The following is a 15,106-nucleotide window of genomic DNA, read 5'->3' on the forward strand; positions in this document are numbered from 1 at the left end:
CCGGGGAAGAACCCGGGGCGGTGGGCGTCGGGGGTGGTGGGGGGCCACCGCGGGTCGCCGACGAGACGGCGGTAGTTCAGATCGCCCTTCATGACGGTGACCGTGGCCGCGGCGAACTCGCTCCGCAGATCGCCGGGCATCTCCTCGTACGGCAGCGGGGCGCGGAAGAAGTCATGCGCCCGCACCGTGAGCCGCCCGTCGCCCATGGCGGCCCACAGCCGTCCGCCGGTGGCGGACGCGGCGCCCTCCGCCCGCACCAGACGGCGCAGACAGTCGACGACATCCTCGGTGGTGGCGTCGGAGACGTAGTACGGATACGGCTTGACCTGGAGCACCACCCGCTCGGCGCGCCCGTGGTGGAGCACATGGTCGATGAGGACGAGGTCGGGGAGCAGTTCCCGCCCGGCGTTGTCCGCCACCACGCACAGCGTGGCCGGGGAGCCGGCGGGCAGCAGCGACCACAGCGCCTCCGAGTCGTCCGCGACCAGCGGCGGGGTGTCGGCGCCGGGCGCGTCCGCGGCCGATGAGGAGATGCGGAAACCCAGGTCCGCGCGGTTGCCCCAGAGTGAGCCGTGCACCAGCGCGGCCGCCTGCTCCCCGGCGGGCTTGCGCAGGATGTCGTCGAGCGTGGCGAGTTCGGCCTCGGCCCCGGGGGTGTCCAGCTCGGCCTGTTTGAAGGGGCGGAACGGGTCGACGCCCCGCCAGGGGCCGTCCGCGAAGTAGCCCACGGCCTCCAGGAGCCGGCGGTAGAAGTAGCTCTCCGCCCACAGGAACGGGACGTCGAACCAGGACCGGCCGAAGTGCTCCCGGCCCCACACCGCCCACCGGTCGTGGTCGTACGCGGTGGGCGGGAGCGGGGCGATGGTGCCCTCGGCGGCGTTGTCGCGCAGCGCGTCGAGGGCGCGGTGCTGACCGGGGCCGTACGGGAAGGCGTCGCGCACCTTCTCGATCAGTGCGGGATGGCGCTCGGCCAGCACACTCCGGGCGAACGATCCGGGCTCATCGCTGCGGATCACGGGCGCGTCGACGGTGTCGGACATGGCAGCCAGGGTCGCACACCGCGCGGTGGCGCGGCGGGGTCACCAGTGCGCGGGGCGGGTGAGGGACGGGGGCAGCCGGGTGGCGGAGTCGCCCTTGGCCGCGTTCAGCTGGGCCTGGGTGAGGAAGACGGCTCCCCGCAGATCGGCCGCGCTCAGCTCGGCATCCCGGAAGTCGGCTCCGATCAGATCGGCCGCCGTCAGATCGGCCCCGGTGAGGTTCGCCGCGATGAGACAGGCGCCGCGGAGGTTGGCGCCCCGCAGATCGGCTCCCCTCAGGTCGGCGCCGATGAGATCGGCGCCTCTCCGGTTCTTCTCCTTGCCCGGGATCCGGGCCCGTACCAGCTCGCTCGTGCGCAGCAGCAGCTGATTGACCCGGTCGCGGTGGGCCGCCACATCGAGCTCCCTCAGCTCGGAGGCGCCGCCGAGGGTGAGGCGCTCGGTCTCCCGCAGCGCCTCGCGCAGGGCGCCGTGGACGGGCCCGGCGGCCGGCAGGGCCAGCGCCTCGGTGAGGTACCAGAGCAGCTCGTGCAGGTGGCGCATGACGGGGAAGACGGCGAACATCTCGGCGGCCGTCCCGGGGTGCCGCCGCCAGTCGCGGCCCTCGAAGGTGAGCTGGGACACCTTCTGCCCGGCGCCGAAACAGTCGTAGACCGTGCAGCCCTGGAAGCCCTCCTCGCGCAGCCGGGAGTGGATACCGCAGCGGAAGTCGGCCCGGAGGTTGCGGCAGGGCTCCCCCGCGTCCTTGCTGATCGCGAAGTCCGAGGAGGCCGCGAAGGGCAGGGCGGCACAGCACAGCCCGAAGCAGCCGGCGCAGTCGGCCCGCAGCGCGGGACGGTCCGCGGCGGCCGGGCCGGCGGACGAGGTTTCGGTCGTATCTGACACCGTGCGTGGTCTCCCGCGTCGACAGGAGCACCGCGGTGCGGGCGGTGCTCGGTGGCGTTCCATTGTCGCAAGCGGGCTCAGCCGGGAATGATCAGCTCGATTCCATAGGCGGCGATCGCCAGGCACGCGGCGAAACACCCCACCGCCGCGGCCGCCGCCACCGTGTCGAGACGGCCGCGGCGCGCCCCGTGGCGCGGTGTGCCGCCACCGGCGCGGGCCCAGGCGGCGACGCCGAGGGAGAACATCACGACCACCAGGACGGTGACCCCGAGGCTGACCCCGAAGACCCCGACGATCGTGCCCCAGGTGGTGCCCATACGGATCAGCTCCTCGGCGGGGGTCGTGACCGGGTCAGACGGTCGTGTCCAGGGTGCGCCCGGCGTGCTCGGGGACGCGCGGCGCGTTGACGTTGTCCGGGTTCACCGGGCGACGGCGCGAGAGCACGTAGAAGCCCACCGCCGCCGCGACGGCGACGCACGCCACCAGGGCCACCCCCGCGTTGCCCTGGCCCGCCACCCAGGCCGCGACGCCTCCCACGGCCGCCGCGGCGGGCAGGGTCAGCAGCCAGGACACCGCGATCCGTCCGGCGATCCCCCAGCGCACATGGGCCAACCTGCGGCCGAGCCCGGCGCCCAGGATGCTGCCCGTGCACACCTGGGTGGTGGACAGCGGGAAGCCCAGGTGCGAGGAGGCCAGGATCACCGCGGTGGCGCTGGTCTCGGCGGCGAAGCCCTGAGGGGGCTGGATGTCGGTCAGCCCCTTGCCCATGGTCCGGATGATCCGCCACCCGCCGACATAGGTGCCGAGTGAGATCGCCAGACCGGCGCTGAGCACCACCCACCACGGTGGCCCGGAGCCATGGCCGAGCACACCACCGGCGATGAGGGTGAGGGTGATGACCCCCATCGTCTTCTGCGCGTCGTTGGTGCCGTGGGCGAGGGCCACCAGGGACGCGGATCCCACCTGGCCCGCGCGGAAGCCCTTCCGCGCCACGGGGGCGCCCGCCCGGTGGGTGATCACATACGCGAGATAGGTCGCCAGCATGGCCACCACACAGGCCACCACCGGTGAGGCGACCGCCGGAATCACGATCTTCTCGACGATCGCGGTGAAGCGCACCGCGGACTCCCCGGCGCCCACCCACACCGCGCCGATCAGCCCGCCGAACAGGGCGTGCGAGGAGCTCGACGGCAGCCCGGCGAGCCAGGTGATCATATTCCACAGGATCGCCCCGATCAGCCCCGCGAAAATCATGACCGGGGAGACCTTGGCGTCGTCGACGATGCCGTTGGAGATCGTCTTGGCCACTTCCGTGGAGAGGAACGCCCCGGCCAGATTGAGCACCGCGGCGACGAGGACGGCGAGCCGGGGCGACAGCGCCCCCGTGGCGATGGACGTGGCCATCGAATTGGCCGTGTCGTGGAAGCCGTTGGTGAAGTCGAAGGCCAGTGCCGTGAGGATGACGGCCGCCAGAAGGAAGGAGACGGAGTCCATTCCCGACCTCCCGCACCAGGAGTGGTCCGGCACATCGATCGCGTCGGACCGTCTCGTGAAGACCGCTGTCTGATGTCCACGCTAAGCGCGGTGCCGGACGGGCGCCAACGCTGGCGCCCGGCCCAACGGCCGGGCCGGGTCGGCGCCGTGGAATGCGGCCCGGCCCGGCTCCGGTGCCGTACCGCCCCGCCGGTCGGAGTGCTCACCGGCAGCTCAGGGAGGGGCGGGCGTTGAGCGTGCGCACATCGCCTCCCGTGGTGTCCCGGTAGGTGTCGGTGACGCGGGCGAGTTCCTCGGGGGTGCGGGCACCGGCCCGGTTCATGGCCCGGTTCGCCCGTACGACGGCCGCCGTCACCTCGCGGCGCTCGGTCTCGTAGCGGGCCAGCGCGGTGGGCACATCGTCCGCCCGCACGAGTTCGCGGGCCAGGACGCGGGCGTCCACGACGGCCTGGGACGCGCCATTGGCCCCCACCGGATACATCGGATGCGCGGCGTCGCCGAGCACGGTCACCCGGCCGCTCCCCCACCACGGCAGCGGCTCCCGGTCGACCATCGGGTATTCGAGGATCTCGTCGCCGTCGGTCAGCAGACCGGGCACATCGAGCCGGCCGAGCCGCCAGTCCGCGAAGTACGGCAGCACATCGGCGAGCCGCCCCGCCCGGTTCCAGGCCGCGGCGCCGGTGAGCGGCCCGGGCTCGGACATCCGCACCAGGCAGACCCAATTGACCCGGCCGCCGCCGATCGGATACGCGACCACCTCGGCGTCCCCCTCGTGCACGATCACCATCGAACGCCCGGTCAGAAACGGCTCGGCCCGTGTGGTGCCCCGCCACATCCGGATGCCCGACCACAGCAGCGGACCGTCCTGCGGGTGCAGCGCGGCGCGGACCGCGGAGTGCAGCCCGTCGGCGCCGATGAGTGCCCGCGCGGCCGTCTCCTCGACCGTCCCCGTCGCCCGGTCGAGGATGTGTACGCGCACACTGTCCCGCCGCCCCGAGTCGTCGAATCCCACCACCCGCGCCCCGGTGCGGACCGCATCCGCGCCCAGGCGCTCGCGGACCGCCGCGAGGAGCAGCCGCTGGAGCTCCCCGCGGTGGACCGAGTACTGCGGCCAGCGGTAGCCCTGGGCCAGGCCTCGCGGCTCGGTGAAGATCCGGGTGCCGAACCGGTCGCAGTACACGTTCTCGGCGGTGGCCACGCCGATGGCGGCGAGCTCGTCGCCGAGGCCGAGTTCGATGAGCTCGCGCACGGCGTGCGGCAGCAGGTTGATGCCGACGCCGAGCGGCCGGATCTCACGGGCGCTCTCGACGACCGCCGTCTCGATCCCGGCCGCGTGGAGGCTCAGGGCGGTGGCCAGCCCGCCGATCCCGCCCCCGGCGATGAGCACCCGCATCACTCGGCTCCGGCCTCGGGGCGGATCTCGGAGGGGACCTCGGGGCGGGCCTCGGGGCGGGTCTCGGGGCGGTCGATGATGCGCAGCCAGGTGCCGTCCGGCTGGCGGCGGGCCACCTGCACCCGGCCGCCGGTGTTGTCGGCGGGGCGGGTCGAGGTGAGGGCCAGATCGCCGTAGCGGACGGTCGGCAGCGCCTCCTCCACCCGGAAGGGGCGCGGGGCGTGCGCCAGCATCCGCTCGCAGACGGCGCGGATCGCCTCGCGGCCGACGGTCGTGGCACCCGGCGGATAGGCGAGCACCGCGTCGGGCTCGTAGAGCTCGGCCAGCCCCTCGGCGTCTCCGGCGTTGGCACGTTCCACGAACAGCCGGGCCAGATCCTCGGGGGTGGTGGCGCGGGTACGGGTCTCGGTCATGGTCGACTCCTTTCGTCCGCCTCCACCCTCCGGCGAGCACGATCAGAAGTCCAAGAGATAGTTGGTCTAATTGCTAGAATCATTGCTTATGGAACTGCGGCAGCTTGAGTACTTCGTGGCGGTGGCCGAGGAGCGGAACTTCACCCGGGCCGCGGAGAAGGTGCATGTGGCCCAGCCGGGGGTCAGCGCGCAGATCCGCCGGCTGGAGCGCGAGCTGGGCGAGCAGCTGCTGGACCGCTCGGGCCGCTCGGTGCGGCTGACCGAGGCGGGCGCGGCGGTGCTGCCGTACGCGCGGGCGGCGCTCGCGGCGGTGGAGGGCGCCCGGCTCGCGGTGGACGAGCTGACCGGGCTGCTGCGCGGGCATGTGGCGGTCGGGACGGTCACCTCGCACAGCGTGGATCTGCCGGGGCTGCTGGCGGAGTTCCACGACGCCCATCCGGCGGTGGAGATCACCCTCACCGAGGCCACGTCGGACGAGCTGCTGGAGGGTCTGCGCACGGGACGGCTCGACGCGGCGATCGTCAGCGTGGGCGCCACGACCCCGGCCGGGGTCGAGCTGGAGGTGATCACGGATCAGCCGATCGTGGCCGCGGTCAGCCCCGACCATGAGCTCGCCGTGCACTCGGCCATCTCGCTGGACACCTTGCGGGGCCGTGCGCTGATCAGCCTGCCGCGCGGCACGGGGCTGCGCACCCGGATCGACGAGGCGTGCGCGGCCGCCGGTTTCACCCCGCACATCGCCTTCGAGGCCAGCGATCCGGAGGTGCTGGCACAGCTCGCCGAGCGGGGGCTGGGCGCGGCGATCCTGCCCGGGGCGTTCGCCGAGGCGCGGTCGGACCGGCTGCGGTCGGTCCACATCGACCGGCCGGCCCTGCGGGGGCGGCTGGCCTTCGCCTGCCGGGCGGACGGCCCGAGCGGCCCGGCCGGCCGGGCCCTGGTCGAGCGCGCCCGTACCGCCCTGGCGGCCGCCTCGGACCCCGAGCGCGCCACCGGGTGAGCACTCGTCCTCCGTGCACACACACCGCACTCCCCGTTGACAGCTCACCAGGGCGGATCCCACAATTGCGCTCATGATCAGGCATCGGTTCGACGCGACGGGACATCTACGCGCCCCGGACCGGACCGGGTGTGAGCGCTCGGGCCTCTAATCGGGACTCTCCGCATCCCGCGGCCACCGCCCCCGCGCCCCCGAAGCCACGCCGGTCACTCCTCTCGCGATCGCCGGTCAGCCCCTGACGATCCGGACACCGCGACGCTCAGGACGACACTCCCGTGGTCATCCCCGCGGCACGAGGGCACCTCCCCACCCCCGCCTGCCCCTGCCCGCCGTCACGCATGAGGAGACGCCATGACCGTCGTCGACACCCCACCCACGACCCTTCGCGAAGCCACCATCCCGCCGGACGGCATGTACGAGGGCGCGCGCGTTCTGCGGCGGCTGCCCGAGGGGTGGGAGGAGCGTCCGTACGAGCGGTTCGAGATCGTGCCCCTCGGACGCGTCATCGGCGCCGAGATCCGCGGCCTGGACCTCTCCCGGCCGCTGGAGCCCGCGCTGCGCGAGGAGCTGAACCGCGCCCTGCTGGAGTGGAAGGTGCTCTTCTTCCGGGCTCAGCACCTCACCTCGGAGCAGCAGCGCGGATTCGCCCGCAACTGGGGCGAGTTGGAGACCAATCCACTGCTCGCCGCCGGGTCCAGCGAGGATGTGGTCCGCTTCGACAAGGCGTCCGGTGCCACGCCGACCTTCGAGAACATCTGGCACACCGACGTCACCTTCCGCACCCGGCCCGCGCTCGGCGCCGTGCTCCAGCTGCGCGAGGTGCCGCCGGTGGGCGGGGACACCATGTGGGCCGACATGGCGGCGGCGTACGACAACCTCCCGGCGGAGGTGAAGGAGCGCGTCGACGGCGCCACCGCCGTCCACGACGTCATCCCCGGCTTCATCCGCTTCTACGGACCGGAGCGGCTGGCCCCGTTCCAGGAGATGTTCCCGCCGGTGGAGCACCCGGTGGTGCGCACCCATCCGGAGACCGGCCGGCGGATGCTGTTCGTCAACACCTCCTTCACCACCCGGATCACCGGGATGGAGCGCGCGGAGAGCGATCGGCTGCTGAGCTTCCTGTGCCGGCAGGCGCATGTCCCGGAGTACCAGGTGCGCTTCCACTGGCAGCCGGGCGACATCGCGTTCTGGGACAACCGCGCCACACAGCACTACGCGGTCAACGACTACGCCCCGCACCGCAGGGTCGCCGAACGCGTCGCCATCGAGGGCGACCGGCCGTTCTGACTCCGGCCGTTCTTACCCCGGCCGCTCCGCCACGGCCCTGATGCGGCGTTTTTCGGCCATCCGCGCGAGCCCGTACCCGGCGCGGGCTTGTTCCCGGCGGGTGAAACGATGCACGGCAGCGGCCACATCGGAGGTATAACCATTGCGGAGTGGTCAGTTGACGAGCCGATGGAAGGGGACGGGTGCGATACCGGGTCCTGGGGGCGCTTGAGCTGCGCGCCGGCGAGGGGTGGGCCTCCCTGGGGCCGGCCAAGTGGCGGACGCTGCTCGCGGTGCTGCTGTGCCACGCCAACCAGACCGTCTCCACCGAACGGCTCCTGGACGAGCTCTGGGGCGAGGACGGGGCGCCCCAGAGCGCCACCAAACTGCTGCAGACCTATGTCTCCCGGCTCCGCCAGACCCTGGGCGACGAGGCCGGGCAGACCCTGATCACCGAGAAGCAGGGCTACAAGGCACAGGGCTACCGACTGGCGGTGGAGGCCGCCGAGTTCGACGCCCACCGCTTCGAGCAGCTGATCGAGGAGGGGCGGCGGGCGCTCGACCGGGAGGCGCCCGAGACCGCGGCGGAGCGGCTGCGCGAGGCGCTGACGATGTGGCGCGGCACCCCGTTCGCCGATGTGCCCCCGACCCCGGCGGTGACGGCGGAGGCCACCCGGCTCGAGGAGTGCCGGCTGCAGGCCGTGGACGCCCGGATCGACGCGGACCTGCGGTGCGGGCGCCATACGGCCGTCCTGGGCGAGCTGGAGGCACTGACCGCCGAGTATCCGTTCCGCGAGGAGCTGCGCGGCCGACTGATGCTGGCGCGGTACCGGTCCGGGCGGCAGGCCGACGCCCTGGCCGCCTACCGCGATCTGCACCGGCTGCTGAGCGAGGAGCTGGGGGTCGAGCCGACCCCGCCGCTGCGCGACCTCCACGAGCGGATCCTGAACGCCGACGCCTCCCTGGCGGCCGCGCCCGCCCCGGAGGCGGACCGGCCCGACTCCGCCGCCGCTGCCCGCAAGGCCCACCGGGGACCCCGCCAACTGCCGCCCGCCAGCCCGGCGTTCACCGGGCGCCATGGCGAGGTCGCGGTGATCCAGGCGCTGATGGACGCGGCCGGGGACCCGGACGCGGGCGAGGGCGGGCGGTCGGTGGTGCTCGCGGCCATCGACGGCACCGGCGGGGTCGGCAAGTCGACCCTGGCCATTCACACCGCACACCAGCTCGCCGACCGCTTCCCCGACGGCCAGCTCTATGTGGATCTGTACGGGGCGACCGCCGGGCAGTCGGCCCTGGACCCCGGTGAGGTGCTCGGCCGGTTTCTGCGCGCTCTCGGCGTGGACGGCTCCAACGTGCCCGGCGACACCGACGAGGCGTCCGCGCAGTTCCGTTCGCTGGCGGCGGGCCGGAGACTGCTGGTGATCCTCGACAACGCCGCCAGTGTGGACCAGGTGCGGCCGCTGATCCCCGCCGGGCCGGGCTGCGCCGCGCTGGTCACCAGTCGCGAGATGCTGACCACCCTGGAGGGTGCCACCCATCTGCATCTGGATGTGCTCCCGCAGGACCAGGCGGTGGCGCTGCTGGAGCGGGTCGTGGGCGCGGAGCGGGTGCGGGCCGAGCCGGCCGAGGCGGAGGAGATCACCCGGCTGTGCGGCTGGCTGCCGCTGGCGCTGCGGATCGCCGGTGCCCGGCTGGCCGCCCGCCCCGCGTGGCCGCTGCGCACCCTCGTGACCAAGCTGACCGACGCCCGGGGCCGGCTGGACGAGCTGCGCTTCGGCGATCTGGCCGTCCGCGTCAGCTTCCAGGTGAGCTACGAGGGCTTCCGGCTCGGCCGGCGCTCCGATGACCTGGACGCGGTCCGCGCCTTCCGGCTGCTCAGCGTGGTGCACGGGCTCGATGTGAGCCTGCCGGTGGCCGCCGCGCTGCTGGACCTGCCCGCCGACCGCACCGAGAACGCGCTGGAGCGGCTGGTCGACGCCCAGCTCCTGGAGAGCCGGGACTCCGTCCGCTACCACATGCACGATCTGCTGCGGCTGTTCGCGTCGGAGCAGGCGGAGCAGGAGGAGTCCGAAATGGAGCGTTCGGCGGCACTGGAGCGGGCACTGTCCTGCTACGCGGCCACCGCCCAGCAGGCGGTCACCCTGCTCGACCCGCTCCGCCCCTGGCCCCGGCACCCGGTGGAGGGCCCGGCGGTGCCGCTGAGCGGCCAGGGCGAGGCGGAGAGCTGGCTGAAGGACGAGCTGCCCAATCTGCTGGCCGGCGTCGTCCACGCGGCCGAGCCCACCCAGCCAGAGGCGATCGCGCGCCTGGGGCTGCGGCTGGCGCGGGCGCTCCAGTGGTTCCTCTTCCCCCGGGCCCACGCCCAGGACCTCCAGACGATCAACGAGCTGGCCGTCGAGACCGCCCGCCGTCTGGGCGACCCGGAGAGCGAGGCGTGGGGGCTGGACGGCCTCTCCGCCGCGTACTGGCTGCAGCACAGCTATGACGAGGTACGGACCACCCTGGAGTCGGCGCTGGAGATCTGGCGCGAACTGAGCCATCGGGAGGGCGAGTTGCGCACCGCGTGCAATCTCGCGGACGCGCTGTGCGAACTGGGCCTTTACGAGGAGGCCATCACGGTGCAGGAGCGGCAGCTCGCCCTCGCCCGGGAGGCCGGGGATCTGCCGGCCGAGGTGATCGGCCTGGGCAACCTCGGCCGGGCCCACCGGGGGCTGGGCCGCCCCGAGGACGCCCTGACCTGTTTCAAGGAGAGCCTGGAGTACGCCCGCCGCACGGGCAACATCCACCATGAGGGCTTCGCCCTCTACGAGATCGGGATCACCTATATGGAGCAGGGCAGGTTCCCCGAGGGCCGGGCCCATATGGACCAGGCCCTGCCCGTGTGGAAGCGCCCCGGTACGTACGAGAGTTGGCGCGGGCACACCTGGAGCGGGCTCTTCCCCGCCTGTATGACCCTGCAGATCGGCCCCGGCCCGCGCTGAGGCGGGATCCGGGGCGGACGTCGGGCGAAGGGGCGGCCGGGGCTACGGCTTGCGGGCCACCCCGCCGTAGGCCCACACCCGGCTCGGGTCGGACTCGGCGCCGATGCCCGGACGCCACGAGGGCAGTTGCACCAGGCCCGGGGCGAGCAGGTCGAGCCCGGCGAAGAACTCCATGATCCCGGCATGGTCTCGGGCGACCAGCGACACCGGGCCCTCGAAGCTGATGACCTCCCATTCCCGATCAGTGTCGAGGGTGAAGTCACCGGTGGCGTGGGAGAGGACCAGACAGCTGCCCGGCGCGGCCCAGTCCATGAGCCGGCGGACGATGCCGATGGGGTTCGCCAGATCCTCGATGTAGTCGAGGACGAGCGTCAGCAGGATCGCGACCGGCTGTGCGGGGTCGAGCAGCCGCCGCAGCTCCTCATGGCCCAGGAGATCCTCGGGCGAGCGGATGTCGGTCTTGACCATCGTGGTGCCGGAGACGGAGAGCCGGGCCTGGCCGTGGCTCGCCACAATGGGGTCGTTGTCGGCGTAGACCACCCGGGCCCGGGGATTCACGGCCTGGGCGATTTCATGCACATTCGGGGTCGCCGGCAATCCCGCGCCGATATCCAGGAATTGGCTGATTCCATTGGCGGCGAGATGGCGGACGGCCCGGTGCAGAAATCTCCGATTGGAGAGCGCGGTGTCACGGACTTCCGGTGCGACACCGAGAAATCGCTGCGCCTGCTCGTAATCGGCGAGGTAATTGTCCTTGCCGCCGACGAGATAGTTGTAGACCCTGGCCGGGTTCGCCTCGCTGACCGCAAGACGTCCATGGTCGGCCGGCCGCCACTCCCTCGTCCTGAGCCCGATGCCGGGTCCGCTGCTCTTCATCGTGATTCCCTTACCACTAGCACTGCCTCGCCTCACCACCGACGGTTCCGGATCACTGCGGGTGCGGAGCCGCGCCCGGACGCCACGTGACCGTCTTCCTCGGCCCCGGTTCGGCCCAGGCGACCGGATCCCGCGCCCACAGGTGGAAGGGCAGGTCGACATCCGCGGACACCCGGCTGAGCTGGCCCCAGGAGTACGCCTTGGAGTGGGCCGCGGTGGCCTGGAGTGCCGCTTCGAGACAGGCACGGGCGGTGCGTTCGGCCCGGCAGGTGCCGCTCGGGCCGGACCCCTCCACCCCGCCGCAGAGCTGAAAGGTGCTCCAGGCGTAGAGGGGTTCGTCCTCGACATGAGGCTGATGCTGCTGGTCGACGTTCACAGGCCCTCTCCAGACGCGTCCCTACCGGGCGGCTGTAGCGATGCGTCCAGCATGGAAGAGGGCGGATCAGCGGCGGTATACCGGCGGTAAAGCGAAGGCCGCGGCGGCTCGACCGGGTCCGCCCCGGTCGGGGTCCCGCCGCGGCCGCATCGCGTTCCGCATGGGAAAAAGCCCTGGTCACACGCCATATGGCGGCAGGAGTGAGCCCAGGGCAGCCCGGTCACCCGGCGAGCCAGGCCAGCACCTCCCGGTTGATCCGCTCGGGCCGCTCCAGATGGAGGAAGTGCCCGGTACCGTCGACCAGTTCCATCCGCGAGCCCGCGGGCAGGTGGTCCGGGGCCCCCTGGACGACATCGGCGCCGATGCAGCCGTCGTCGGTGCCGTGCAGATAGAGGATGGGGACCTCTCCGGTCCGGGTGACGGCCTCCTGCTCGGCCGCGTACGCCTCCACATGGCGCGAGGGGTCGAACAGCGCCCGGTAATAGCCGATCGCGGCGGCGAGGTGGGCCGGGTCCCGCAGGCTCTCCTTGACGTGCGCGATGTCCTCCGCGGCGTCCTTGTACCCCGGCGACCAGTCGCGCCACAGACCGTCGATCAGGGCCATGTCGTGCGCCGCCGCCCCGGCCTCGGCCAGCGGCGTCTGGAACAGGAAGATGTAGAAGGAGCGCTTGAACTGGCCGTAGTCATAGTTGAAGAAGTCGGCCAGCACCCCGCCCAGTGGGGGCACCGACATCGTGACCGCGCGCCGCCAGCGCTCGGGGGCGCTGCCGGTGGCGCCGTACGCGGCGATGGCGCCCCAGTCGTGGCCGATGAGCACGGCGTCGCCGTCGCCGCCGAACGCCTCGTGGAGCGCGTTGGCGTCCGCGGCGATCGCACCCGCCTGGTAGGCGCCGTCGGCGGGTATACCGCTGGGCGCGTAGCCCCTCAGGAAGGGCGCCACGGCGTGGTAGCCCGCGTCCGCGAGCTCGGGAAGCAGATGACGCCAGGAGTGCGCGGAGTCAGGGAAGCCGTGCAAGCACAGCGCCAATGGGGCGTCGGCCGGGCCCGCTTCGAAATACCCGAAATCAAGTCCATTTGCGTTGATGTTCTTCAGCTCTGTCACGCCCGAGGATGCTAATGCACCGTCAGGATGCCGTCCATGTATGGCTGGAACGGGCTGCGCGCCGGGCCGGGGAAGTGGCAGACTGCGCTATACCGTCCGGAAATTCGATGACGCACCGCGTGTTTTCGCCGGCCGAGCCCCAGGGAGGCCCGATGACCAGCCCGAGCAGCCCCGTCGCGGACCACCGCGATGCGATGATGCACCGCGGATTCCTCTACCGCGACGAGGAGGAAGTGGTCGATATCTGCGTCCCGTTCCTCCGTGAAGGCCTGGCGGCGGACGACGCCGTGGCCGTCGTCGCGGCCGCCTCCAACATCGACGCGCTGCGGGACGCGCTCGGGCAGGACGCCAAGGCGGTGCAGTTCGAGGAGGCGCTCAGCTGGTACCAGCACCCGGTCAAGACCATCGCCGCCTATGACTCCTTCGTGAAGGCCGAGAAGCCGCGCCGGGTCCGGGTGATCGCCGAACCGGTGTGGCAGGGCCGTACCCCGCTCGAGGTGGTGGAGTGGGCGCGCTACGAGTCGATCGTCAACGCGGCCTTCGCCCACTCCGGCGCCCGTGCCATCTGCTGCTACGACCGGCGTCTGCTGCACCCCGAGATCCTCGCCTACGCGCGCCAGACCCACCCCGAGATCATCGACGGCCACGGGCCGGAGAAGAGCGACGCCTACACCGACCCCGGCCCGTTCAGCGCCACCTGCGACCGGCGGCCCCTGCCGTCCGCCCCGCGCACGGCCGAGTCCGTGTCGATCGTCTCGACCGACCTGGACGCCGCGCGCACCTTCGTGGCCGAGCGGGCGAGCCGGCACGGCATGGCCCACGACGCGCTGCGCAACATGGTCGCGGCCGTGAGCGAGGTGTCCACCACCGCGATCCGGCACGGCGGTGCCCCGGCGCGGCTGAGCATCTGGCTCCACGACGGCGATCTGGTCTGCGAGATCTCCGGGCCCGGCCACTGGTACCCGGACGCGCTGTGGGGCTTCACCCCGCCGGCCGACTCCGAGCCCGGGTTTGGTCTGTGGGGCGTCCGCATGCTCTGCGACGTGGTGCAGATGCAGGCCGACGCGGACGGCACCCTCATCCGGCTGCGCACCCGGATCTGACGCCGCGTCGGCCCGCCCACACACTCGACCCGCGTGGAAGATCCGCCAGGACTTGAGGCGGGCGACGCCACGCCCGGCCGGGGCGCGGGTCCGGGCCGGGGCGCGGTTCACGGTCTGCTGGGTGGGAGTGAGGCCGTGGTGCGGCCGGGGCTTGACGCCGGTGGTGACCCAGGGACCTCCTCCTTGGCACCCCGCCCACGGGCGGGTTGGCGGGCACAAGGTGCTGCCGCCAACCCTCCCACCTGGTCAACGCGGGACACAGGCAAGCAGTCGGGCCCCATGGGCAAGGCCGTCCGGTGAGCCAGGGTGCCCGGTATGCCCACCGTATGAGGGGCGCGGTCAGACCTGCGCCTGGCCTCCGTCGACGAACCATTCGGCGCCGTTGACGAAGCTGGAAGCGTCCGAGGCCAGGAACGTCGCCACGGCGGCGATCTCATCCGGGCGGCCGATCCTGCCGAGCGGCACCTCCGAGGCGAACTGGTGGAGGTCCGGGCCTACGGCGCCGACCAGGCCCGGGGTCTCGGTCGGGCCGGGGCTCAGCACGTTCACCCGGAACTTCCGTTCCTGCGCGCTGAGCGCCCAGCTGCGCACCAGGTTGCGCACCGCTGCCTTCGATGCGCCGTAGATCTCCAGGCTCGGTCCGGGGCGGAGGACGGTGGTCGATCCTGTCACTACGATCGAGGCGCCGTCCGACAGCAGGGGCAGCGCCTTCTGCACGGTGAAGATCGTGCCCTTCACGTTCGTACCGAAGGTGGCGTCGATGGCTTCCTCTGTGATCTCACCGAGACGCTGAGGGACACCGCTGCCGGCGTTGGCGACAAGCACGTCGATGCGGCCCGCCTCCTCGCGCACGACCGAGTAAAGGTCATCGAGGTCCGTCTGTACCGAAACGTCGGTCCTCACACCGGTGGCCGCCGGCCCGATCTCAGCGACGGCCGCGTCGAGCGGCTCCTGACGGCGACCGGCCAGGAACACCCGTGCCCCCTCCGCGGCGAACCGCCTGGCGATGGCAAGCCCAATGCCGCTGTTGGCTCCGGTGACCACCGCCACCTTGCGTGCGAGTACTTCCGTCATAACGTGCCCACTCCTCAATTCTTGACTGGTGGGGGGGGAACACTATGCGATATTGGTGCACCACGCAAATATATGTTTCGAGTGGCCCGGGCACCCGCGTCGGTGGTGG

The 15,106-nt window shown here is 72.3% G+C and carries 14 protein-coding genes and 1 pseudogene; 4 read left to right on the plus strand and 11 right to left on the minus strand.

Going from position 1 to position 15,106, the window contains the following annotated elements; all coding sequences use genetic code 11:
• The 6 genes from ACFXB5_RS14540 to ACFXB5_RS14565 all read right to left on the minus strand — a co-directional run.
• Positions 1–1,040, minus strand: a 1,040-nt coding sequence (locus ACFXB5_RS14540) for a damage-control phosphatase ARMT1 family protein (protein ID WP_385206986.1), incomplete at its 3' end; no start/stop codon positions are given.
• 39 nt (positions 1,041–1,079) lie between these two features.
• Positions 1,080–1,922, minus strand: coding sequence for a pentapeptide repeat-containing protein (locus ACFXB5_RS14545; RefSeq protein WP_385206989.1), 843 nt, complete (start codon positions 1,920–1,922; stop codon positions 1,080–1,082).
• A 77-nt stretch (positions 1,923–1,999) separates the two neighbouring features.
• Positions 2,000–2,239 carry a hypothetical protein gene (locus tag ACFXB5_RS14550; RefSeq protein WP_385206992.1) on the minus strand — a complete coding sequence of 80 codons (240 nt, stop codon included), beginning with the start codon at positions 2,237–2,239 and terminating at the stop codon, positions 2,000–2,002.
• 34 nt (positions 2,240–2,273) lie between these two features.
• Positions 2,274–3,416: an anion permease gene (locus ACFXB5_RS14555; RefSeq protein WP_385206995.1), complete on the minus strand. Its 1,143-nt coding sequence runs from the start codon at positions 3,414–3,416 to the stop codon at positions 2,274–2,276.
• 202 nt (positions 3,417–3,618) lie between these two features.
• A complete protein-coding gene (locus ACFXB5_RS14560; protein ID WP_385206997.1) occupies positions 3,619–4,809 on the minus strand; it encodes a flavin-dependent oxidoreductase in 1,191 nt (396 codons plus the stop codon).
• Positions 4,809–5,222: a YybH family protein gene (locus ACFXB5_RS14565; protein WP_385207001.1), complete on the minus strand. Its 414-nt coding sequence runs from the start codon at positions 5,220–5,222 to the stop codon at positions 4,809–4,811. Before ACFXB5_RS14565 ends, ACFXB5_RS14560 begins: the two co-directional genes overlap by 1 nt.
• Positions 5,223–5,310: 88 nt before the next feature.
• On the opposite strand from ACFXB5_RS14565, the gene ACFXB5_RS14570 reads away from it, so the two are divergent.
• The 3 genes from ACFXB5_RS14570 to ACFXB5_RS14580 all read left to right on the plus strand — a co-directional run bounded on the left by ACFXB5_RS14570 (position 5,311) and on the right by ACFXB5_RS14580 (position 10,466).
• On the plus strand, positions 5,311–6,219 hold the full coding sequence (locus tag ACFXB5_RS14570) for a LysR family transcriptional regulator (RefSeq protein ID WP_385207004.1): 909 nt from the start codon (positions 5,311–5,313) through the stop codon (positions 6,217–6,219).
• Between the two features lie 351 nt (positions 6,220–6,570).
• On the plus strand, positions 6,571–7,506 hold the full coding sequence (locus ACFXB5_RS14575; RefSeq protein WP_385207006.1) for a TauD/TfdA dioxygenase family protein: 936 nt from the start codon (positions 6,571–6,573) through the stop codon (positions 7,504–7,506).
• 182 nt (positions 7,507–7,688) lie between these two features.
• Complete coding sequence (locus tag ACFXB5_RS14580; protein WP_385207009.1) at positions 7,689–10,466, plus strand: BTAD domain-containing putative transcriptional regulator; 2,778 nt, start codon at positions 7,689–7,691, stop codon at positions 10,464–10,466.
• Positions 10,467–10,508: 42 nt separating this feature from the next.
• On the opposite strand, the gene ACFXB5_RS14585 is transcribed toward ACFXB5_RS14580, so the two are convergent.
• The 3 genes from ACFXB5_RS14585 to ACFXB5_RS14595 all read right to left on the minus strand — a co-directional run bounded on the left by ACFXB5_RS14585 (position 10,509) and on the right by ACFXB5_RS14595 (position 12,820).
• Positions 10,509–11,342: an SAM-dependent methyltransferase gene (locus tag ACFXB5_RS14585; protein ID WP_385207013.1), complete on the minus strand. Its 834-nt coding sequence runs from the start codon at positions 11,340–11,342 to the stop codon at positions 10,509–10,511.
• A 52-nt stretch (positions 11,343–11,394) separates the two neighbouring features.
• Positions 11,395–11,718: a hypothetical protein gene (locus tag ACFXB5_RS14590; RefSeq protein ID WP_385207015.1), complete on the minus strand. Its 324-nt coding sequence runs from the start codon at positions 11,716–11,718 to the stop codon at positions 11,395–11,397.
• 220 nt (positions 11,719–11,938) lie between these two features.
• Entirely contained in the window at positions 11,939–12,820 is an 882-nt protein-coding gene (locus ACFXB5_RS14595) for an alpha/beta fold hydrolase (protein WP_385207017.1), read from the minus strand.
• Positions 12,821–12,972: 152 nt separating this feature from the next.
• On the opposite strand from ACFXB5_RS14595, the gene ACFXB5_RS14600 reads away from it, so the two are divergent.
• On the plus strand, positions 12,973–13,923 hold the full coding sequence (locus ACFXB5_RS14600; RefSeq protein WP_385207020.1) for an anti-sigma factor RsbA family regulatory protein: 951 nt from the start codon (positions 12,973–12,975) through the stop codon (positions 13,921–13,923).
• Positions 13,924–13,947: 24 nt separating this feature from the next.
• On the opposite strand, the pseudogene ACFXB5_RS14605 reads toward ACFXB5_RS14600, so the two are convergent.
• Together ACFXB5_RS14605 and ACFXB5_RS14610 are read right to left on the minus strand one after the other, a co-directional pair.
• Positions 13,948–14,109 (minus strand): annotated as a pseudogene (locus tag ACFXB5_RS14605) (IS5/IS1182 family transposase); the annotation flags it as partial.
• Between the two features lie 153 nt (positions 14,110–14,262).
• Entirely contained in the window at positions 14,263–14,997 is a 735-nt protein-coding gene (locus ACFXB5_RS14610; RefSeq protein WP_385207023.1) for an SDR family NAD(P)-dependent oxidoreductase, read from the minus strand.
• Between the last annotated feature and the right edge of the window lie 109 nt (positions 14,998–15,106).

The organism is Streptomyces sp. NPDC059455 (genome assembly GCF_042750115.1).
GTDB lineage: Bacteria > Actinomycetota > Actinomycetes > Streptomycetales > Streptomycetaceae > Streptomyces > Streptomyces endocoffeicus.